At 66.3% G+C, this 20,886-nt stretch carries 21 protein-coding genes; 8 read left to right on the forward strand and 13 right to left on the reverse strand.

Translation table 11 applies throughout. The features are described from left to right. Positions 1 to 4: 4 nt before the first annotated feature. From V3391_RS09965 to V3391_RS09985, 5 genes are all read right to left on the reverse strand, one after another. Entirely contained in the window at positions 5 to 1,042 is a 1,038-nt protein-coding gene (locus V3391_RS09965; RefSeq protein WP_332078253.1) for a polysaccharide biosynthesis protein, read from the reverse strand. Then, positions 1,035 to 1,886 (reverse strand): dTDP-4-dehydrorhamnose reductase family protein, encoded by an 852-nt coding sequence (locus tag V3391_RS09970; RefSeq protein WP_332078254.1) that lies wholly within the window; start codon positions 1,884 to 1,886, stop codon positions 1,035 to 1,037. Before V3391_RS09970 ends, V3391_RS09965 begins: the two co-directional genes overlap by 8 nt. Then, entirely contained in the window at positions 1,874 to 2,908 is a 1,035-nt protein-coding gene (locus V3391_RS09975) for a glycosyltransferase family 2 protein (protein WP_332078255.1), read from the reverse strand. The genes V3391_RS09970 and V3391_RS09975 overlap by 13 nt, the downstream gene beginning before the upstream one ends. Next, positions 2,905 to 3,849, reverse strand: coding sequence for an electron transfer flavoprotein subunit alpha/FixB family protein (locus V3391_RS09980; protein WP_332078256.1), 945 nt, complete (start codon positions 3,847 to 3,849; stop codon positions 2,905 to 2,907). Before V3391_RS09980 ends, V3391_RS09975 begins: the two co-directional genes overlap by 4 nt. A 68-nt stretch (positions 3,850 to 3,917) precedes the next feature. Next, positions 3,918 to 4,664, reverse strand: coding sequence for an electron transfer flavoprotein subunit beta/FixA family protein (locus V3391_RS09985; protein ID WP_332078257.1), 747 nt, complete (start codon positions 4,662 to 4,664; stop codon positions 3,918 to 3,920). A 207-nt stretch (positions 4,665 to 4,871) separates the two neighbouring features. On the opposite strand from V3391_RS09985, the gene rfbB reads away from it, so the two are divergent. Genes rfbB through rfbD form a run of 4 tightly spaced genes read left to right on the forward strand, consistent with a single transcriptional unit; the run spans position 4,872 to position 8,267 of the window. Then, complete coding sequence (gene rfbB / locus V3391_RS09990; RefSeq protein WP_332078258.1) at positions 4,872 to 5,927, forward strand: dTDP-glucose 4,6-dehydratase; 1,056 nt, start codon at positions 4,872 to 4,874, stop codon at positions 5,925 to 5,927. Next, a complete protein-coding gene (gene rfbA / locus V3391_RS09995) occupies positions 5,924 to 6,811 on the forward strand; it encodes a glucose-1-phosphate thymidylyltransferase RfbA (RefSeq protein WP_332078259.1) in 888 nt (295 codons plus the stop codon). The genes rfbB and rfbA overlap by 4 nt, the downstream gene beginning before the upstream one ends. After that, positions 6,808 to 7,365, forward strand: a complete 558-nt coding sequence (rfbC, locus tag V3391_RS10000) for a dTDP-4-dehydrorhamnose 3,5-epimerase (protein ID WP_332078260.1) — start codon at positions 6,808 to 6,810, stop codon at positions 7,363 to 7,365. The genes rfbA and rfbC overlap by 4 nt, the downstream gene beginning before the upstream one ends. Further along, positions 7,362 to 8,267: a dTDP-4-dehydrorhamnose reductase gene (gene rfbD, locus V3391_RS10005; RefSeq protein WP_332078261.1), complete on the forward strand. Its 906-nt coding sequence runs from the start codon at positions 7,362 to 7,364 to the stop codon at positions 8,265 to 8,267. The genes rfbC and rfbD overlap by 4 nt, the downstream gene beginning before the upstream one ends. Positions 8,268 to 8,336: 69 nt before the next feature. Here the strand turns inward: rfbD and V3391_RS10010 are convergent, their stop codons facing one another. Together V3391_RS10010 and V3391_RS10015 are read right to left on the reverse strand one after the other, a co-directional pair. Then, the gene (locus tag V3391_RS10010) at positions 8,337 to 9,749 is read right to left on the reverse strand and encodes a mannose-1-phosphate guanylyltransferase/mannose-6-phosphate isomerase (RefSeq protein ID WP_332078262.1); all 1,413 of its coding nucleotides are present in this window, start codon (positions 9,747 to 9,749) and stop codon (positions 8,337 to 8,339) included. An 8-nt stretch (positions 9,750 to 9,757) separates the two neighbouring features. Continuing rightward, a complete protein-coding gene (locus V3391_RS10015; RefSeq protein ID WP_332078263.1) occupies positions 9,758 to 11,107 on the reverse strand; it encodes a phosphohexomutase domain-containing protein in 1,350 nt (449 codons plus the stop codon). A 135-nt stretch (positions 11,108 to 11,242) separates the two neighbouring features. Here V3391_RS10015 and V3391_RS10020 point away from each other — a divergent pair, with 135 nt between their 5' ends. Both V3391_RS10020 and V3391_RS10025 read left to right on the forward strand, forming a co-directional pair. Further along, complete coding sequence (locus V3391_RS10020; protein WP_332078264.1) at positions 11,243 to 11,974, forward strand: CoA transferase subunit A; 732 nt, start codon at positions 11,243 to 11,245, stop codon at positions 11,972 to 11,974. Then, positions 11,974 to 12,609: a CoA transferase subunit B gene (locus tag V3391_RS10025; protein WP_332078265.1), complete on the forward strand. Its 636-nt coding sequence runs from the start codon at positions 11,974 to 11,976 to the stop codon at positions 12,607 to 12,609. The genes V3391_RS10020 and V3391_RS10025 overlap by 1 nt, the downstream gene beginning before the upstream one ends. Positions 12,610 to 12,633: 24 nt before the next feature. On the opposite strand, the gene V3391_RS10030 is transcribed toward V3391_RS10025, so the two are convergent. Beyond that, complete coding sequence (locus tag V3391_RS10030; protein WP_332078266.1) at positions 12,634 to 14,694, reverse strand: glycoside hydrolase family 99-like domain-containing protein; 2,061 nt, start codon at positions 14,692 to 14,694, stop codon at positions 12,634 to 12,636. Positions 14,695 to 14,751: 57 nt separating this feature from the next. On the opposite strand from V3391_RS10030, the gene V3391_RS10035 reads away from it, so the two are divergent. Then, positions 14,752 to 15,345 (forward strand): alpha-ketoglutarate-dependent dioxygenase AlkB family protein, encoded by a 594-nt coding sequence (locus V3391_RS10035; protein ID WP_332078267.1) that lies wholly within the window; start codon positions 14,752 to 14,754, stop codon positions 15,343 to 15,345. A gap of 116 nt (positions 15,346 to 15,461) precedes the next feature. On the opposite strand, the gene V3391_RS10040 is transcribed toward V3391_RS10035, so the two are convergent. The 4 genes from V3391_RS10040 to V3391_RS10055 are packed head-to-tail and all read right to left on the reverse strand — an operon-like array spanning position 15,462 to position 19,031. Then, the gene (locus V3391_RS10040; RefSeq protein WP_332078268.1) at positions 15,462 to 16,160 is read right to left on the reverse strand and encodes an ABC-type transport auxiliary lipoprotein family protein; all 699 of its coding nucleotides are present in this window, start codon (positions 16,158 to 16,160) and stop codon (positions 15,462 to 15,464) included. Continuing rightward, positions 16,157 to 17,083 (reverse strand): MlaD family protein, encoded by a 927-nt coding sequence (locus V3391_RS10045; RefSeq protein ID WP_332078269.1) that lies wholly within the window; start codon positions 17,081 to 17,083, stop codon positions 16,157 to 16,159. The genes V3391_RS10040 and V3391_RS10045 overlap by 4 nt, the downstream gene beginning before the upstream one ends. Further along, a complete protein-coding gene (locus V3391_RS10050) occupies positions 17,083 to 17,916 on the reverse strand; it encodes an ABC transporter ATP-binding protein (protein ID WP_332078270.1) in 834 nt (277 codons plus the stop codon). Before V3391_RS10050 ends, V3391_RS10045 begins: the two co-directional genes overlap by 1 nt. A 2-nt stretch (positions 17,917 to 17,918) precedes the next feature. Further along, positions 17,919 to 19,031: an ABC transporter permease gene (locus tag V3391_RS10055; RefSeq protein ID WP_332078271.1), complete on the reverse strand. Its 1,113-nt coding sequence runs from the start codon at positions 19,029 to 19,031 to the stop codon at positions 17,919 to 17,921. A 118-nt stretch (positions 19,032 to 19,149) separates the two neighbouring features. Between V3391_RS10055 and V3391_RS10060 the strand changes: the two genes are divergently transcribed. Next, positions 19,150 to 20,403 carry a threonine/serine exporter family protein gene (locus V3391_RS10060; RefSeq protein WP_332078272.1) on the forward strand — a complete coding sequence of 418 codons (1,254 nt, stop codon included), beginning with the start codon at positions 19,150 to 19,152 and terminating at the stop codon, positions 20,401 to 20,403. 70 nt (positions 20,404 to 20,473) lie between these two features. Here V3391_RS10060 and V3391_RS10065 read toward each other — a convergent pair whose 3' ends face one another. Beyond that, complete coding sequence (locus tag V3391_RS10065; RefSeq protein ID WP_332078273.1) at positions 20,474 to 20,851, reverse strand: H-NS histone family protein; 378 nt, start codon at positions 20,849 to 20,851, stop codon at positions 20,474 to 20,476. Positions 20,852 to 20,886 lie beyond the last annotated feature (35 nt).

Here is a 20,886-nt window from a genome sequence, read left to right on the forward strand (position 1 = left end):
GACCTTAAGCACGCATCTGCTCCAGGGGACCGAGCTTGCCGACGATCGCTTTGACGCCTTCGATGTCGAGGCGCTCTGTATTGTGCGATGTGTAGTCCTCGCTGAGCGAGATGTCGACTTCGCCGTCGACGAAGTACTGCTTGTAGTTCAAGTCGCGCGCGTCGGCGGGAATGCGGTAGTAGCGGCCGAGGTCCTCCGCCCGTGCCATCTCCTCGCGCGACACGAGCGATTCGAACAGCTTCTCGCCGTGACGGGTGCCGATGATGCGGATCTCGTTGTCGCGGTCCAGCATCTGCTTGAGGGCCTCGGCGAGTACCGCGATGGTGGATGCCGGTGATTTCTGCACGAAGATGTCGCCCTGGCGGGCGTGATGGAAGGCATGGAGGACGAGATCGACGGAGTCGGTCAGTGACATCAGGAACCGCGTCATTCCAGGATCGGTGATGGTCAGCGGCTTGCCTTCCAGCAACTGCGCGACGAACAGCGGGATGACCGAGCCGCGTGAGGCCATCACATTGCCGTAGCGGGTCGCGCACAGCAGGGTCTTGCCCGGGTCACAACTGCGCGACTTGGCGACCATCACTTTCTCGGCCATGGCCTTCGACATGCCCATCGCATTGATCGGATAGACGGCCTTGTCCGTGCTCAGCACCACGACGCGCGACACCTCGTTCTCGATCGCAGCGTTGAGCACGTTCTCCGTGCCGATAATGTTGGTCTTGACCGCTTCGAGCGGGTAGAACTCGCAGGACGGAACCTGCTTCAGCGCAGCTGCGTGGAACACGTAGTCCACGCCCTTGAGCGCGTCCCGAACGCTTCCATAGTCACGCACATCGCCGATGTAGAACTTGACCTTGTCGCTCCTGAGCGAGGCGCGCATGTCGTCCTGCTTCTTCTCGTCCCGGCTGAAGACGCGGATCTCGCCGATGCCCGAATCGAGGAAGCGGGAAAGCACGGCATTTCCGAAGGAGCCCGTGCCGCCCGTGATCAAAAGCGTCTTGCCGTCAAATGCAGAATTCATAGGGGGTTCTTCGTCATCCAAAGTTGTGCATGGCACCAATCAGCTCTGGCCAGGCAGGCGGCTGGTAACCGGTCGCGAGGTTGAAGCGGGACGCATCGAGCGATCGGTCGATCTCGAGGCTGTCGTCGGGCACGATCTCGATCTCACGGCCGTAGGCCTCCGCCACCAGGGTCAACAGGTCGTACTTGCTGATCGGTGCGGACGCGACGTGGTAGAGCCCATGCAGGGCCGGATCGGGAAGCACTCGGGACTCGATGATGTTCGCGATCTCGATGGTCGGAAAGCCGGAGAAGATCGCACGAGTGAAGCCGCGAACCTGGCCCTGCTGTGAAAGAAACCAGCCGATGAGGCCATTCTTCGATCCCAGCTCGTGACCGATGATCGAGGTGCGCAGCGTCACTGCATGGGGGTAGTCCACTTCGCCGAGGAGCTTGGAACGTCCGTAGAGGTCGTCGGCATCGGGATGGTCGCTCTCGATGTAGCCGCCCTTGGTGCCGGCGAAGACGCAGTCGGTGCTGATGTGGACGAGCCGGGCGCCGGCGACCGCGCACAGACGGGCGAGCCTGTGGGGAAACAGCGCATTGATCGGCAGCGCGTTGAGCGGGTCTTTCGAGGAGGCGAGTTGCTTGATCAGCCCGACCGCGTTGACCACCACGTCCGGTTTCGCCTGTTCGACAGCCCGGGTGATCGAGTCGAAGTTCTCGGCGTCCACGCCTTCGATGATCGTGCCGGCGTCATCGGCGAACGACGCCCGGCCCTTCGATCCGCGCACGGTTCCCAGGGTGGTGAAGGCAGCATTGGCGGAGAAATGGCGGAACAACGTGTTGCCGAGCATTCCGGTAATGCCGATGATCAGGATCCGCATGGGGTTTCCTCGTTCTGGAACGAATCGGGCCGGTTGGGCAGGCGCGGGAAGAGCGTCCGGCGCGGTACCGATTGCATGTCCCACATCAGAAAGGCGAGCAGCAACTGCAGCCCGAGTATGATCGGCAGCGCCGCTAGCATCACCGTGCCAGCGGTGGACGGTGCGCCCGCCTGGGCGGACCATTTGAGGGCGCCGTACGCAGTGCCGCCGAGTACGAGCGCGCAGCCCAGAAGCAACTGCAGCGACGCGGCGGACATGTCGCGCAGAAAATAGTTGTAGAACAGGCGCTTTGCGAAGTTGCGCAGATGTCCCAGCAGGAAATCGCCGAGGATCCGTGAGATCTTGAGGTTGCTGACCTCGTCGTTGTAGCGGGCCGCCATCGGAATGTCGACGACGACGGCGCGTAGCGTATTGAGTCGGAAGAGCAGGTCGGACTCGAAGAAGTAACGCTTGCTGATCCGGTCCATCGGCAGGTGTGCCGCCACACGTGCGTGGATCGCGGTGTAGCCGTTGGTCGGATCGAACAGGTCCCAGTAGCCGCTCGATGCTTTCGACATGAAGGACAGACCCGCATTGCCGAGCAATCGAACAGCAGGCATCGACCGGACCAGGGCGAGGTCGTAGAAGCGGTTGCCCTTGGTGTAATCGGCCTTGCCATCGAGGATCGGCCCCACGAAGCGGCCGAGCAGCTCGGGCGGCATCTGGCCGTCTCCGTCGATCTTCACCAGGATGTCGGCGCCTGCGCGCAGTGCGGCCCGATAGCCCGCCATCACCGCGCCACCCACGCCGAGGTTTTCCGGATTCCAGATGACCTGCACACGTGGATCGCGGCAATGCTCGGCCACGAAGCGTCCCGAGGCGTCCGGGCACGCATCGTCGACGACGAAGATCTGGTGGCACTCGTCGCCGATGCGCGCGATGACGTCGAGGATATGGCGGGTCACGCGATAGCTGGGAATGACCACCGCCACTCGGGGCGAGGGGAAGAGGGGTTCGCGTTCCGTCGCCTCATAGGTACTCACCCGAGTGCCGCCTCCAGCTCCGGCAGCACCCTGAACAGATCGCCCACCAGGCCGATGTCCGCGATCTCGAAGATCGGCGCATCCGCATCCTTGTTGATTGCGACGATCGTGCCCGCGTCCTTGATGCCGGTCAGGTGCTGGATCGCGCCGGAGATGCCGATCGCGACGTAGAGCTCCGGGGCGATGATCTTGCCGGTCTGGCCGACCTGCAGCTCGTTCGGGACGTAGCCCGCATCGACCGCGGCGCGCGAGGCGCCCACAGCGGCGCCGAGCTTGTCGGCGAAGTCGAAGACGATCTTGAAGTTCTCTTCCGAGCCGACGCCGCGGCCGCCCGAGACGACGCGCTTGGCGCTCTGCAGGTCGGGGCGGTCGGTGCTGCCTGCGGCGAGGCCGATGAAGCGGGTGTGCGTCGGCAGCTCGACGTCGACGCTGGTCGTCTCCACCGTTGCGCTGCCGCCGCGTGCAGCTTCCTGCCACGATGCGGTGCGCACCGTGGCGACGACCGGTTGGTCGGTCGGGGCTTCGACCGTGACGATCGCATTGCCGGCGTAGATCGGACGCTTGAAGACGTGGCTGCTCTCGACCGTCATCAGATCGGAGATCTGGTTCACGCCCAACAGCGCGGCAACGACGGGGAGCAGGTCCTTGCCGAATGTCGTCGACGGCGCGAAGACGTGGCTGTAGCCGGCGGCCAGCTTGGCGATCTGCGGGCCCAGCACCTGCGCGAGCGCCTGTGCGTTGGCCGGATTGGCGACAGCGAGCACCTTCGACACGCCGGCAATCGCGGCGGCTTCGGTGGCGGCACCCGCCGGGTCCGCGGCGAACACCGCGATGTCGATGGCGTCGGGCGAAAGCGCCTGCGCCGCGGCGACAGTCTTGGCGGTCGCGCTGGCGTTTAGAGTGCCGTCGAGGTGTTCGGCGATGACAAGGACTTTGGACATCATGTTCTCCTGCGATCCGGCCCCGGGCCGGACGTCACTGGGCTCCCGCGGACGGGGAGCAACGGAATTCAGAGCAGGCCCTTGGCCTTCAGGGCGGCGACCAGTTCGGCCGCGTCCTTGACCATGACGCCCTTGCCGCGCTTGGTCGGCGCCTCGAAGTGCGTGGTCTTGAGCGTGTCGACGGACTCGACACCGAGGTCGGCGAACGGGATCGATTCCATCGGCTTCGACTTCGCTTTCATGATGTCGGGCAGCTTGATGAAGCGCGGCTCGTTGAGGCGCAGATCGGTCGTGACGACGGCTGGCAGGTCGACTTCGAGCGTCTCGAGGCCGGCATCCACTTCGCGCGTGACCGTAGCCTTGCCGTCGGCGATCTCGACCTTCGAGGCGAAGGTCGCCTGCGGTCGGCCCCACAGCGTCGCCAGCATCTGTCCGGTCTGGTTGGCGTCGTCATCGATCGCCTGCTTGCCGAGGATCACCAGGTCCGGCTGTTCCTTCTCGATCAGCTTGAGCAGGGTGCGGGCGGCCGTCAGCGGCTGGATCGCCTGGTCGCAGACCACGTGGATGGCGCGGTTCGCGCCCATGGCCAGACCGTTGCGCAGGTGCGCCTGGGCGTCGGCGGGCGCGATCGTCGCGACCACCACCTCGGTGGCGATGCCCTTGTCGCGCAGGCGCAGGGCTTCTTCCAGCGCGATTTCATCGAAGGGGTTGGCCGAGAGCTTGACGCCATCGGTGACCACGCCGGACCCGTCCGGCTTGACCTGGATGCGGACGTTGTAGTCCACCACGCGCTTGTAGGCGACGAGGATCTTCATCTTTGGGGCATTCCTTGTACTGGCGGATCACCCGGCCGCGGCGGCAGGCGCGGGGCAATCCGCCGATTCTAACGGGGCGACCTCCGGCGTGCGAACTCGGACCATGCCGCCTCGGTGTTCATGTTCGTACCGAAATCGCCGGAACGAGCCGGTATCCTTGGCGGCTGGCCCCAGATGGGCTTTTCGATCGTCTACAGGAGTGAACTCGTGCCCACATGGCTCGTCACCGGCGGCGCCGGTTTCATCGGCGGCAATTTCGTACTGGGGGCCGTGCGTCGCGGCGTCCGCGTGATCAATCTCGATGCCCTGACCTACGCGGGCAACCTGCAGACGCTGGCATCGATCGAATCCGACCCGAACCACGTGTTCGTGCACGGCGATATCGGCGACCGCGCGCTCGTCGCTGGTCTGCTGGCCGAGCATCAGCCCGATGCGGTGTTGAACTTCGCGGCGGAAAGCCATGTCGACCGTTCCATTGATGGCCCGGCTGCATTCATCGAAACCAACGTCGTGGGTACGCTCGGTCTGCTCGAGTCGGTGCGCGATTACTGGAAGGCGCTGCCGGACGGCCGTCGCGAGGCGTTCCGTTTCCTGCATGTGTCGACGGACGAGGTGTACGGCACGCTGGGGGAGACGGGCAAGTTCTCTGAGACCACGCCCTACGCGCCAAACTCGCCGTATTCGGCGTCGAAGGCCGCGTCGGACCATCTGGTGCGCGCGTTCCACCACACCTACGGGTTGCCGGTGCTCACCACCAACTGCTCGAACAACTACGGCCCGTATCACTTCCCGGAAAAGCTCATCCCGCTGGTGATCGCCAAGGCCCTTGCAGGCGAGCCGCTGCCGGTCTACGGCGACGGCAAGCAGGTCCGCGACTGGCTGTTCGTCACCGACCACTGCGCCGCGATCCGCACGGTGCTCGAGAAAGGCCGCGTCGGCGAGACCTACAACGTCGGTGGCGATTCCGAGCGTCAGAACATCGAGGTAGTCGAGACGATCTGCCGCCTGCTCGACGCACGTCGTCCGCGCGAGGACGGCCAGTCTCGCGCCACGCAGATCACGTACGTCACCGATCGCCCGGGCCACGATCGACGCTACGCGATCGATGCATCGAAGCTGCAGGGCGAACTCGGCTGGAAACCCGAGCACACCTTCGAAACCGGCATCGAAGCGACCGTGGACTGGTATCTCGACAACCAGCCATGGGTGCAGCGCATCCTGGATGGTAGCTACCGTCTGGAGCGCATGGGAGAGCAGGCATGACCGCACGCAAAGGCATCATCCTCGCCGGCGGCTCCGGCACGCGGCTGTATCCCATCACCAAGGGCGTCAGCAAGCAGTTGCTGCCCGTGTACGACAAGCCGATGATCTATTACCCGCTCAGCGTGCTGATGCTGGCCGGTATCCGCGAGGTGCTGATCATCAACACGCCGCACGAGCAGGTGCTGTTCCAGACTCTGCTCGGCGATGGGTCGCAGTGGGGTATGGACATCCAGTACGCCGTGCAGCCGAGCCCGGACGGTCTGGCGCAGGCGTATCTGATCGGGCGGGATTTCGTTGCCGGCAAACCAAGCTGCCTGGTGCTGGGCGACAACATCTTCCACGGGCATGGCCTCACCGAGACGCTCAAGAATGCCGACGCGCGTGGCGATGGCGCCACGGTGTTCGGATACTGGGTCAACGACCCGGAGCGCTACGGCGTGGCCGAGTTCGATGCGGCGGGCAAGGTCATCGACATCGCCGAGAAGCCGGAGGCGCCGCGTTCGAATTACGCCGTGACGGGTCTGTATTTCTACGATGGGCACGCGAGCGACTACGCCGCTGAACTGAAGCCTTCACCGCGCGGCGAACTGGAGATCACCGATCTCAACCGCCGCTATCTCGACGATGGCGCGCTGTATCTCGAGCAGCTCGGTCGCGGGTACGCGTGGCTCGACACCGGCACGCACCAGTCGTTGCACGAAGCTTCCAATTTCATCCAGACCATCCAGGACCGTCAGGGTTTGCAGGTGTGCTGTCCGGAGGAAATCGCCTTCGGCAATGGCTGGATCGATGCCGAGCAGCTCGAGCGGCTTGCCGCCCCCCTGTTGAAGAACGGGTATGGAAAATATTTGCACCAGCTGGCAGTTCGCGGGAGCGTCGTATGAAAATTCATGAGACCACGCTGCCCGGATGCATGGTCATCGAGCCGGCTGTCTTCGGAGACACGCGGGGCTTCTTCTTCGAGACCTGGAATGCCGAGCGTTATGGCCAGCATGGCCTGCCGACCAAATTTCTGCAGAGCAATGTCTCATCGTCTTCGAAGAATGTGCTCCGTGGTCTGCATTACCAATGGCCTCGCCCGCAAGGGAAGCTTGTGAGTGTTCTCGAGGGCGAGGTGTTCGACGTGGCGGTCGATATCCGGCGTGGCTCCCCGACGTTCGGCAAGTGGGAGGGCGTCGTGCTGAGCGCGGAGAACAAGCGCCAGTTCTGGATTCCGGAAGGGTTCGCCCATGGGTTTCTCGGGCTGACGGATCGCGTGGTGTTCACGTATCTGTGTACTGATGTCTGGGTCAAAGAGGTGGACTCCGGCATTCGTTGGGACGATCCGGACATCGGCATCCAATGGCCAGTCGACTTGCCGCTGCTGTCCGATAAGGACGCAAAGGCACCACTTCTGGCCGACATCGCACAGGACCGTCTGCCGGTGTTCGCTGCATGAGCCTGCTGGTCTTCGGCGCAAACGGACAGGTGGGGCAGGAGCTGCTGCGCGCGCTCGTGCCGCTGGGCGATGTGCGCGGTACGACCCGCGCCGGTACGCTGCCAGATGGCAGCGCCTGCCTGACCGCTGACTTTGCCGATCCGGAGTCGGTCGTCGCACTGCTCGACGCAACGCGACCGACGCGCGTGATCAACGCGGCCGCGTATACCGCGGTCGACAAGGCCGAGACTGAGTCCGCGGCGGCGCAAGCCGCGAATGCGGAGACCCCGGGCGCGATCGCGCGCTGGTGCGCCAAGCACGCGGTGCCGCTGGTGCATTACTCGACGGACTACGTGTTCGATGGCGGTGGCTCGCGTCCGTATCGTCCCGATGACGCCACGGCGCCGCTCGGCGTCTACGGCGCGAGCAAGCTCGCGGGTGAAGAAGCGATCCGTGCTGCGGGCGGGCGCCATCTGATCTTCCGCACCGCTTGGGTCTACGCCGCACACGGTCAGAATTTCCTCCGCACGATGCTGCGTGTCGGTGCCGAGCGCGACGTGTTGCGCGTCGTGGCCGACCAGATCGGCACGCCCACGCCCGCGGCTCTGATCGCCGACGTCACCGCGCAGATCTTGCATGGTGACGACTCGAGATCCGGCACGTGGCATCTCACCGCGACCGGGGAGACGAGCTGGCACGGATTTGCCGAAGCGATCTTCGACGGCGCCGTCGCGCGCGGTCTGATCGCGCGTGCGCCGACCCTCGAAGCGATCACCACGGCAGACTATCCGACGCCGGCCAAGCGTCCCGCCTACTCTCGACTGGACATCACGACGCTGGAGCACGATTTCGGGATTGCGCTGCCGACCTGGCAGGCTGGACTCGACGGCGTGCTCGATACGCTGGCGGCGGCACAGCGCTGACCCTGCGGCGTCGCGGACATGAAAACGGCGCCCTCGGGCGCCGTTTCTGCGTTGAACGATCCGCGCCGATCAGGCCCGGCCGTAGGTGTCCTCGAAGCGCACGATGTCGTCCTCGCCCAGGTAACTGCCCGACTGCACTTCGATCAGTTCCAGCGGCACCTTGCCGGGATTGCGCAGCCGGTGCGTCACACCGAGCGGGATATAGGTGCTCTGATTCTCGCTCAGCAACAGGACATCGTCGCCGCGCGTGACTTCGGCCGTACCACTGACGACGATCCAGTGCTCGGCGCGGTGGTGGTGCATCTGCAGGCTCAGCACGCCACCCGGCTTGACCGTGATGCGTTTGACCTGGTGCCGGGGGCCGTTGTCGATCGAGTCGTACGCGCCCCACGGCCGGTAGACCTTGCGATGCCAGGCGGCCTGCGGCAGCTCGCGCGACTTGAGCTCGGCCACGACCGCCTTGACCTGCTGGATGCGGTCGCTGCGGCCGACGAGGATCGCATCGGACGTTTCCACGACGATCGTGTCCGCCAGCCCGATCATCGCGATCAGGCGCTCGCCGTAGGCATAGGTGTTGCGGCAATCGATCGACACGACCTCGCCGTGATGGGCATTGCCGTCGGCGTCCTGCGGCGAGACTTCCCGCAGACTTGCCCACGAGCCGACATCGCTCCAGCCGGCGTCCAGTGGCATGACGACGGCGGCATCGGTCTTCTCCATGACCGCGTAGTCGATCGAATCCGATGGGCTGGCAGCGAACGCGTCCGCATCGAGCCGGGTGAAGTCGACGTCCTGGCGCGCCGCCATCCACGAAGCGCGTACCGCCGAGAGCATCGCCGGCGCGTGGCGTTCGAGCTCGGCGAGATACGCGTCGGCGCGGAACAGGAACATGCCGCTGTTCCAGAAATGATCGCCTGACGCGACGTAGGCCTGGGCGCGCGCCAGATCCGGCTTTTCGACGAACGCCTCGACAGGCGCCGGCGCGTCGCCCGATCCGCTGGCCGCCTTGATGTAGCCATAGCCGGTTTCCGGTCCGCGCGGCACCACGCCGAACGTCACCAGTTTGCCGGCCTCGGCCGCAGGCAGCGCGGCGCGCACTGCCGCATGGAAGGCCTCGGGCGTCTGTACGACATGATCCGACGGCAGCACCAGCAGCACCGCGTCCGGCGTCTCACGCAGCGCCTCGAGTGCCGCCGCCGCGATTGCGGGGGCCGTGTTGCGGCCGACCGGTTCGAGCACGATCGCCGCCGGCGTGACGCCGACCTGCTGCAGTTGCTCGGCGACGACGAAACGATGTGCCTCGTTGGCGACGACGATGGGGCCCGTATCCCCAGCCAGCGGCGCTGCGCGCAACCAGGTCGCCTGCAGCATCGTGTCCGTGCCGACCAGCGGCAGGAACTGCTTGGGGTACATCTCGCGCGACAGTGGCCACAGGCGGGTGCCTGAACCACCGGAGAGCAGGACCGGGACGATCGTGGACATGTCGGGCCTCACGCAGACAACAGATCGGACAGCTCGCGCGTGCGCGCGTCGAGCAGCGCGCGGTCGGCGCGCGTCTCGATGTTGAGCCGCAACAGCGGTTCGGTATTGGAGCTGCGCAGATTGAAGCGCCAGTCGCCGAAGTCGGCGCTGATGCCGTCGGTCCGATCGATCGCCGGCGACTGCGCGGCGTAGTGCGCCATGACGCGATCGACCGCGACTTTCGCATCCGCGACGCGGAAGTTGATCTCGCCACTGCACGGAAACTTCGCGACCCGCTCCGCCACCAGATCACCCAGCGAGCGGCCGCTGGTGGAGACGAGCTCGGCGATCAGCAGCCACGGGATCATCCCGGAGTCCGCATACGCGAACTCGCGGAAGTAGTGGTGCGCGCTCATCTCGCCACCATAGACGGCGTCTTCGGCGCGCATCTTTTCCTTGATGAAGGCGTGGCCGCTCTTGCACAGCACCGGCACGCCACCGGCGGCTTCGACCTGTTCGACGGTGTTCCAGACCAGACGCGGATCGTGCACGACCTTGCCACCCGGCTGTTTGGCGAGGATCGCCTCGGCCAGCAGACCGACGAGGTAATAGCCCTCGATGAAGGCGCCGGTTTCGTCGAAGAAGAAGCAGCGATCGAAGTCGCCGTCCCAGGCGATGCCGAAATCCGCGCCGTGTGCGCGGACCGCATCGGCCGTCGCCTGGCGGTTCTCCGGCAGCAGGGGATTCGGAATGCCATTGGGAAAGTTGCCGTCGGCCTCGTGGAACACGCGCACGAAGTCGAACGGCAGGTGGGGCGCGAGCAGATCGACGACCGTGCCGGCGCCGCCGTTGCCGGCATTGACCACGAGCTTGAGCGGACGCAGCGCCTTGGCCTCCACGTAGCCCAGCAGGTGCTCGATGTAGGCCGATTTGTCGGGCGCGGCAGTTTCGGTGCCTGGTGTCGCCACCGGCGCAGGCAGATCACTGGCCTCGACCGCGTCGGAGATCGCGAACAGGCCCGTGTCCGAACTGATCGGCCGCGCATGCTCGCGCACGAGCTTCATACCGTTGTAGTCCATCGGGTTATGGCTGGCGGTCACCATGACGCCGCCCGCCGCGCCGAGGTGGTCGACCTGGAAATAGACCTCTTCCGTGCCACCGACGCCGATGTCGATGATCTCGCGCCCCTGGCTGCGCAGGCCTTCCGACAACGCCGCCTGCAGTGCAGGGCTGCTCAGGCGCACGTCGCGGCCCAGCACGATCGCGCCTGGCGGCAGCTGACCGGCCAATGCGATGCCGATGTCGCGGGCGAGGGCGGGATTGAGTTCGTCCGGCACGCGGCCGCGGAGGTCGTAGGCCTTGAAGGCGGGCAGGGGCATGGTCGATCCATCGGTGGGGACGCCCGATTCTAGCGTTTCGCGCGGACGGAACCGTTTGCGCCACTGCACCAAGGTCCAAGGCCGTGGACACGCGCAGCCGGTAGAATCGAAAGCCGTTGCGCCATGAGGATCACAATGAGCGAGCAGAGTTCCGCCGCGGGTCGACGCGGCAAGCACTATCCCGACGCCGCGACGGCATTGGCCGATATCGTGGCCGACGGCCAGACCTTCGCGGTCGGCGGCTTTGGCCTGTGCGGCATTCCCGAGGCGCTGATCGCCGCATTGCGCGATTCGGGCGTCAAGGACATCACCGCGATCTCCAACAATGCGGGCGTCGATGGCTTCGGCCTTGGCCAGCTGCTGGAAACCCGTCAGATCCGCAAGATGATTTCGTCGTATGTAGGCGAGAACAAGGAGTTCGAACGCCAGTATCTGGGCGGCGAGCTGGAGCTCGAATTCAACCCGCAGGGCACGCTGGCCGAGCGCCTGCGCGCGGGCGGTGCGGGCATTCCGGCGTTCTTCACCGCGACCGGCTACGGCACGATCGTCGCCGATGGCAAGGAAACGCGCGAGTTCGATGGCAAGCATTACGTGCTGGAAACCGCGCTGGTCGCCGACGTCGCGCTGGTCAAGGCGTGGAAGGCCGACACCGCCGGCAACCTCGTGTTCCGCAAGACCGCGCGCAACTTCAATCCCGCCTGCGCGATGGCCGGCAAGGTGTGCGTGGCCGAGGTCGAGGAGCTGGTCGAGATCGGCGACATCGATCCGGACCAAGTGCACCTGCCTGGCATCTATGTCGACCGCATCGTCGTCAACGCGACGCCCGAAAAGCGCATCGAACAGCGCACCGTGCGAGGAGCGAAGTAATGGCCTGGACCCGCGATGAAATGGCCGCGCGCGCTGCGCGCGAGCTGACCGACGGCGCCTACGTGAACCTCGGTATCGGCCTGCCGACGCTGGTGGCGAACCACATTCCCGACGGTGTCGACGTGTGGCTGCAGAGCGAGAACGGCCTGCTGGGCATCGGCCCGTTCCCAGCCGAGGACGAGGTCGATGCCGACCTCATCAACGCCGGCAAGCAGACCGTGACCGCACGCAAGGGCGCGAGCTACTTCGGCAGCCACGATTCGTTCGCGATGATCCGCGGCGGCCACATCGATCTGGCGATCCTCGGCGCGATGCAGGTCACCGGCAGCGGCGATCTCGCCAACTGGATGGTGCCCGGCAAGATGGTCAAGGGCATGGGTGGCGCGATGGACCTCGTCGCCGGCGTCAAGCGCGTGGTCGTACTGATGGAACACGTCGCGAAGGACGGCAGCCACAAGATCCTGCCCGAGTGCACACTGCCGCTGACCGGCGTCGGCGTGGTCGACCGGATCATCACGGATCTCGCGGTGTTCGACGTGACCGCAGATGGCCTCGTGCTCGTCGAGATGGCGGAGGGTGTGGACGCCCTGGATCTGCAGGACAAGACTGGCGTGGAGTTCACCCACGCATCCTGAGTCTCGCTGCGCGGCGCGCCGGAATCAGTTCCGGCGCGCGTATGCGTATGGAGCGGTACTCGAGCGCAATGGCGGTGTACCACTCGCTGTCGCCGCGTCATCAAGCCGCTTTCGCTGAGCATGCGCCAGCAATCCGATCAGGCGTTCGACGGCGTGCGCAAGTGTGCCGTCGAGCTGCCCCCCTTCCGCCTCGAAGTCATCCGCAGACAGATGCGCATCGAGCAGTGGGCGCAGCGTATCGAGCCTGACCCAGAACATGCTGCCCGCCGGGAACGGCAATTCTAGGTCTTCTGTCCATGTCACACCGGTGCGCCGGAGCAGGTGGTAGATCGCTGTCTCGTTCGAGCTGAGGAAATAGCCGAGCGGATGGATATGGCCTTCCGGTGCCACGATCCCGAGCGCCGGATCGTCGAATGCTGAAAGAAGTGCGGCGGCGCGCGCCGGCGCCAGCAGACTTTCCAGCATCTCCGCGCGCCACGCATCTCCATCCGGGCGATGCGTGGAACGCTTCGTGTGCAGCTTGAGTACCACGAGCTGGCCATCGTCGAGCAACTCGTCGGCGATATGCAGGAACGGCAGGATGTCGCGGCCGTGGTTGGCGAAAATCCGGATGTCGGCCGAGAGGCCGACGCTTTCGAGACATGCCTGCACGTGTTCGCGCTGGGCATGACCCGTGGTGATCACGATACGCCAAACAAGGCCACTGGCAGACAGAGCAGACAGGATCTCCGGCAGCACCTCGGGATACCAGGCATGGATGACGACGCAGGGCGTCTGCGCCGTCACGGACGCTGGTAGCGTGAGCGCGGCACGCGTTGCCGTCAGCCAAGCATGACCAAGCCGCGTGTCCGGCTCCAGCACCGCGCCTTCGGCCCACTCGTTCCACGCATTGACGAAGACGATCCGTTCGGCCGGCGCGACGTCGCGCAGGCGACCGTGGATCGTCGCGCGCAGCCAGTCGCGATAGCCGCGCGGCGACGCATGCGCGAACACGCGGCCGCGCCCGGAGCGCCGCGGTTCGTTGTCCCATCCGGGATTCACACCCGGATAGAGTGGATACGACGGCATCGGACGGACGGCCGCGTCTGCTGCGAGCGCACGCCAGTCGAGCACGTCTCCGTTGAAATCCGGGTTGAGCAGTGTCTGCCTGTCGACGATCGATCGTGGCGTGCTCATGTTGGGCGGAAACTCGATCGCCACATCGAAACCGATGTCACGGGGATCGGGACGTTCGAAGCCCTGTACATACGCGAGCTGGAGTTCGCCGATGCCGGCATCGCGGCACCAGTCGCGCCAGCGGCCTGCTGTGGCCGCGGCATCGGGCAGCAGGTGCGGACGATAGACGAGCAGCAGCGGTTTGCCGTCGACCCGGATGTAGCGGGGATCGCGCAGGTAGTCCGCGATGTACGCGATGAACGCGATATCGTCCTCGGCGCTGTGCGACTGCGCGACGAGAACGTCGTCGGCGCGGCCGTCCCAGCGGCGCGACCAGTTCTCGTTGGCCCAGCACAGGCACAGCGGCAGTTCTATCGTCGGCTCGTCCAGCCAGCCACGTAGCGGCGCTTCCAGTAGCGTCATGCCACCGAACCAGTAGAAATAGCTGCAGAAGCCTTCGATGCCGGCCTCGCGCGCAAGGGCCGCCTGCGCGCGCATGACATCGGGTGCACGCAGATCGTAGAAGCCCAGGTCGGCAGGCAGGCGCGGTTGCTGGTGGCCTTCGAACTGAGGCAGTGCACGGGTCACGTTGTGCCATTCGGTGAACCCGGCTCCCCACCAGACATCGTTCTGGGGAATCGGATGGAACTGCGGCAGGTAGAACGCGATCAAGCGTGCGGACACGTCCGTCGGGGGCGGATCCGTGATCCGCGCCCGATAACCGATGGCGCGTGCGCCAGCGCGGGAACGCGGACGCATCTCACGTCTCGTGCCTGCATCCTGACCACGCGGCGGCGGCGGAACGAGGTGACTGTAGCGATCGAGGAAACGCGCACGCAGACGATCGCGTGTCGCGACAGTCATCGGAACGCAACGGAATGCGAAGCGCAGGAGCTTGAATGCGAAGGTGCGCAGTCGACGGCTGGACATCGGCACATGATCCCAGATTCCGCGCAGGCTCACGACCCGAGCTGTTACGGTCTGACCATGGGACCAGACCTGCGCGACACAACCGGATGGACGTTGCAGGCAGGCTGGCTGCCCGAGGCCCACGCCACAGCGGTGCTGGAAGCATTGTCGGCCGACATCCCCTGGACGCGCCATCGCCTGCGCATCTTCGGGCGCGAGATCGATGCGCCGCGACTCAGCTGCTGGATCGGCGATCCAGAGGCGATGTATCGCTATTCGGGCACGCGGTTCGAGCCCGAGCCGTGGCCTGCGGCGCTCGTGCCGGTGCGCGATGCGGTTTCCGAGGCGGCAGGCGTCGGTTTTAACAGCGTGCTCGCCAATCTCTATCGCGACGGACAGGACGCGATGGGCTGGCACAGCGACGACGAGCGCGAACTGGGGCCCGAGCCGGTGATCGCGTCGTTGAGTCTGGGCGCGACGCGGCGCTTCGTGCTGAAGGCGCGGGTGGCGGACGCGGACGGACAGTTCGCGCGGCATGTGCTGGAGCTGCCGCACGGCAGTTTGCTGGTGATGCGCGGCGACGCGCAGACGCGATACCGGCATGCGCTGCCGCGGACTGCGCGGCCGGTCGGGCCGCGGGTCAATCTGACGTTCCGGCGGATCCTGACCTGAGTCAGGTCGTCGCGACGGCACCGCGGGTCGACCACCCGCGTCGTCGGACGCGGCTGCAGATCAGCCACGCGCGCCGGACGAGGCGCTACGCAAGAAAAGCGCGGCGAAGACGCGACTCAGCGCCGCGGCGCGGCCACCGCCGGCGGCCTGCGATCGTGGGTCACTTCGTGCGCGTTGCCCGACTCGAGAATCCAGCCGACCATCTCGCCGCTGATGCTCTGCAGGGCAACCGAGAACGCATCGACGACCTGCGCGACTTCGGTGCTCGACGCCGGCTGCGCCGCGATGAACGTGCGCGAGCCCACGACGGTCTGGTCGATGTTGTGGATCAGCTTGACGTTGGCTTCGATCGTCGCCGCCGGCAGCACGTTGCCGTTGTAGTCGGCCTCGAAGCGGCGCAGGTCGATGACCAGCTTGTAGTCGGCGGTGATGCCGGCGCCCTGACGCGCGACGGCGGGAATGTTGCCCGAGTCTTCCATCGTGCGCAGCACGGTGTCCTGCAGCATGTCGGTCGGCGTTTTCGCCCAGCTGGCGCCGCGGTAAACCTGCAGTTCGGCGGGCGTCGGGCGCACGGCGATGCGGAAGCTGTCGATCATGCGCGCGGCGGTCGGCGGGCTCAGCGTGAGCTGCCAGTCGGCGCGCGGCCATGCGGGATTGGCTTCGACGCGGGGATCGGGCGCATAGATAGTCGAACGGTCGCGTTCACCGCCACCGCCACCCAGCAGGGAGCTGCAGCCGGCGAGCAGTGTGCCGAGCGCGAGTGCGACGGCGAGACGGGGCAGGGCGCGTCGCGCGGAGGTCGTGGGCGTGATCATTCGGGTTCGAATTCCTTCGGCGCGTCGCGGCCGAGCAGGTAGCGCGCGGGATTGGCGTCGAGACGGTCGCTGATGCGGCGCAGGTCGCGGACGAGCGAACGCAGTTCGCCGAGCGTCGGGCCGAGCTGCGACAGGCCGTCGTTGGCGAAGCTGCTGATCGCCGCGCGGTTCTCGTTGAGGATGGTATCGGCGCCGCCGGCGGCCGAGTCCATGCGCGCGAGCGTGCTTTCCAGGCTCGACACCAGGCCCGGCAGCTTCTGCACCAGCTCGCGGTCGAAGTTGGTCATCGCGCGATTGGTCGTGGTCAGCGTCTGCTCCAGCTGTTCGCTGGCGGTCCGCGCATTGACGATGATCGCGGCGAGGTCCTCGCGCTGCCCGGCGACCGAGCCGGTCATGCCTTCGATGTTCTCCAGCGTGTTGGAGATGCGCGCGACGTTCTCCTCGCTGAGCACGCGGTCGAGGCGTTCGACGAGGCGGTTCGCGGTGTCAGAGATGTTCTGCAGCGCCGAGGCTTCGGTCTGGATGATCGGCACGCGGTCGCTGTCTTCGGACACCAGCATCGGCGCTTCGGGCGAGCCGCCGGTGAGCTGGATGATCGGAGAACCGGTCAGGCTGGTCATGGACATGCGCGCACGGGTGTCGGTCTTCACCGGCGCATTGGCCTGCACGCGCAGCCGCGCGATGACCTGGCGCGGGTCCTGTGGCGCGAGCTGCAGGTTGTCGACAGTGCCCACGGCGATGCCGTTGTACTGCACGCTGCTGCCCTCGGTCAGGCCGGTCACCGGCTCGCGGAAGACGACGTCGAACTCGTTCCAGCTGCGGTCGGACGAATACTTCGCCGCCCACAGCGCGAAGCCGAGCAAGGCGATCGACGCGATGAGCGTGAACGCGCCGATGAGGACGTAATTGGCTCTGGTTTCCATCAGTGGGCTCCCGGGGCGTTGGCCCTGGCGTCGCGTGCGGCACGGCCGCGCGGGCCGTGGAAATAATCCTGGATCCAGGGATGGTCGACCTGTTCGATCTCCGCCACCGGCGCCACCGCGATCACCTGTTTGTCGGCCAGGACCGCGATGCGGTCACAGATAGCGTACAGAGTGTCGAGGTCGTGTGTGATCAGGAACACGGTCAGTCCCAGCGCTTCCTGCAGCGTGCGGATCAGGCGGTCGAACGCGGCCGCGCCGATCGGATCGAGACCGGCCGTGGGCTCGTCGAGGAACAGCAGCGGCGGGTCGAGCGCCAGCGCACGCGCCAGGCCCGCGCGCTTGCGCATGCCGCCCGACAGTTCCGCCGGCAGCTTGTCGAGCGCATTGGCCGGCAGGCCGGACAGTTTGACCTTCAGCAGCGCCAGCTCGTAACGCAGTGAATCGCGCAGGTCCGGATGGTGTTCCTTCAGCGGCACCTGCACGTTCTCGCCGACGGTCAGCGACGAGAACAGCGCGCCGTCCTGGAACAGCACGCCGGTGTTGCGTTCGATGTGCCGGCGCTCCTCGACGTCGCGCGACAGCGCATCGGCGCCCAGCACCTCTATGGTGCCCGCCTGCGGTGGACGCAGCCCCAGGATGCTGCGCATCAGCACCGACTTGCCCGTGCCCGAACCGCCGACCACGCCGAGGATCTCGCCGCGACGCACGTCGAGATCGAGGTTCTCGTGCACGGTCTGCGCGCCAAAACGGTTGACCAGGCCACGCACGCGGATCGCGATCTCGTCGCTGAGGTCGTCCTGCGCGCGCGCATCGCGGGTGGGTGTGTCGGACATCGTCACCATCCCACGTGCATGAACCAGATCGCGGCGAACGCGTCGAATACGATCACCAGCGAGATCGTCTGCACCACGCTCGAGGTCGTGCGCTCGCCGACCGACTGCGCCGTGCCCTTGACCTGAAGGCCTTCCAGGCAGCCGATCAGGCCGATCACCATCGCGAAGATCGGCGCCTTGGACATGCCGACGAAGAAGTGCCGGACGTTCATGGTCTCGTACATGCGCGCCATGTAGGCCTGCGGGGGAATGTCGAGACTGAAGGCACCGACGGTCAGGCCGCCGATCAGGCCGGCGATCATCGCGATGAAGGTCAGCAGCGGCAGCATCACCATCAGCGCGACCACGCGCGGAATCACCAGCAGATCCACCGGGTCGAGCCCGAGCGTGCGGATCGCATCCACTTCCTCGCGGCTCACCATCGCGCCGATCTGCGCCGTGAACGCACTGGCGGTGCGACCGGCGAGCAGGATCGCCGTCAGCAGCACGCCGAATTCGCGCAGGAACGCGATCGACACCAGTTCGACGACGAAGATCGTCGCGCCGAATTCGGCCAGGACGGTCGAGCCGAGAAAAGCGATGACCGCGCCGACCAGGAACGACAGCAGCGCGACCAGCGGCACCGCGTCGAGGCCGACCTGCTCCATGTGGTGCACGGTCGAGGTCATGCGGAAGCGTCGCGGCGACACCAGCAGGCGTCCGAGCTTGAGCAGGGTTTCGCCGAGGAAGCTGACGAGCGCGACGATCTCGCGCCAGTTGTCGTGCATCGTCTCGCCGAAACGGGCGAGCGCGGCGTACACGCCGTAATCGCGCTTCTTCTTCGGCCGGTCGTCGGCGACGTCCTCGATTGCCTCGACCAGCGCGTGGTGGTCGTCGCGGAACCGGAACGTCGAAAAATCCAGGCCGCGTTTTTCGGCGAAGCGCAGCAGCTGCAGCACGCCCACCGAGTCCAGCCGGTCGACGCCGGTCGCATCCACGTCGCCCGCCGGCGCCTCGTGCGCGCGCAGGACCGTCTCGATGTCGCCGGCGTAGGCGAGCGTCCAGTGCCCGCGCAGCCGCAGCGATCCACCGTCACCGGAATCGGCGCTGGGCGTGGCGTGACGGGGGACGGTCATGCAGGCATCGGTCGGTCGAGGTGCAAACGCCGGTGAGCATACCGAAATCAGGTGTGAGGCCGCGCATCACGGCGGCTCGGCCTACCGGGCGCCCGGCGCGACGTGCGATCCTGTGCCGATGTCCGGCGCCACCCCGCTCACCACTGCCAGCTACGCCACGCGCATCGCCTTCGTGGTCGAGCTGGCCGAGCATCTGCATGCCTACGGCACCACCGCGCAGCGCCTCGAAGGCGCGGTGATCGCGGTGACCCAGCAACTCGGTATCGACTGCGAGCCCTGGGTGAATCCGACCGGCATGGTGCTGTCCTTCAGCGATCCGCTGCGCCCGCCGGGCGACAGCGACACCACGCGCGTGATCCGCATGTCGCCGGGCGACGTGAACCTCTACAAGCTGTGCGAGACCGACCGCATCGCAGAGCAGGTCATGGCCGGCGAGATGGATCTGGCCGAAGGCTACGCCGCGCTGCGCGCGCTCGACGCACGCGAACCGCGCGCCTGGGGCAAGGCGGCGCAGGTCATGGGCTTCGCGATGGTCGCGATGGGCGTTGCCGGCCTGTGGCGGCTGCCGTGGGCCGACATCGCGACGGCGGGCACCATCGGCCTGCTCATCGGTCTGCTCGACCTGGTCACGCGCAACGGTACGCGTCTCAAGGAAGCGCACGAAGCGCTGGCCGGCATGGTCGCCGGCGTGGTCGCGATCCTGGTGTCGGCCTTCGTCGCACCGCTGAATCTCAATACCGTGGTCATTGCCTCGCTGATCGTGATGCTGCCGGGTATGGCGCTCACCAATGCGATCAACGAACTGACCAGCCAGCATCTGGTGTCGGGCACGGCGCGCTTCGCCGGGGCGATCACCACGGTGCTCAAACTCACCATCGGCACGATCATCGCGCTCACGCTGATGCAGATGCTCGGCGTCACGCCGAACGTGCGCGCGCTGCGGCCGCAGCCCGACTGGGTGGAATGGGCGGCGCTGGCGACCGCGGCCGGCGCGTTCGCGATCCTGTTCCGCGCCGGTCGACGCGACGTGCTGCTGGTCATGGGCGCCGCCGCGTCGGGGTATCTCGTCTCGCGCTGGGTCGGCGCTGCGCTCGGGCCGAACATCGGCCTGTTCGTCGCCGCGCTGGTGACCACCGCGGCCGGCAACGGTTACGCGCGCTGGGCCAACCGTCCGGGCGCGGTGATCCGGGTGCCGGGGCTGATCATGCTGGTGCCCGGCAGCAACAGCCTGCGCGGTCTGATGAATCTGGTGCAGCAGCAGGACATGGCCGCCGGCCAGGAAGCGGCGCTGGTGGTGATGAACATCGTGCTGGCGCTGATCGCCGGCCTGCTGTTCGGCAACGTGCTGCTGCCGGCGCGCAAGAACCTCTGAGCCGCATACGCAAACGCCCTCCGGTCGGAGGGCGTTCTCGAACGTCAATGCGCGGCGCGCACCGCCGGGCTCACTTCTGGATCAGGAACTCTTCCAGCTTGCGGCCCTTCTTGGTGTGCGCGGCCAGCCACAGCGGCTGCTTGCCACGACCGGTCCAGGTCTCGGCCTTGTTCGCCGGATTGCGGTACTTCGGCGCCACCTTGCCGAGCTTGCGACCCTTGGTCGCGCTCTTGCGCGCCGCAGGCGCAGCCGCGGTCGATGCCGCGCGCGGTGCGCCGCCACCGAACAGCTCGGCGATGCTGTAACCCTCGGCCGCGGCCATGTCGGTCAGCTTCTTGCGCACGGCCGTCAGCGGCTTGCGCTTCTTCAGCGTCGTCTTGCGCTCCTTGGCCTGGGTGATCAGCGCGTCGAGCTGCTGGGGTGAAAATGCATTGAGGTCAAACGCCATTCGAGTCGGCTCCGGCTGATTATCGGGAATACCAG

Origin of the sequence: Luteimonas flava, from assembly GCF_036584485.1 — a bacterium.
Lineage (GTDB): Bacteria > Pseudomonadota > Gammaproteobacteria > Xanthomonadales > Xanthomonadaceae > Luteimonas > Luteimonas flava.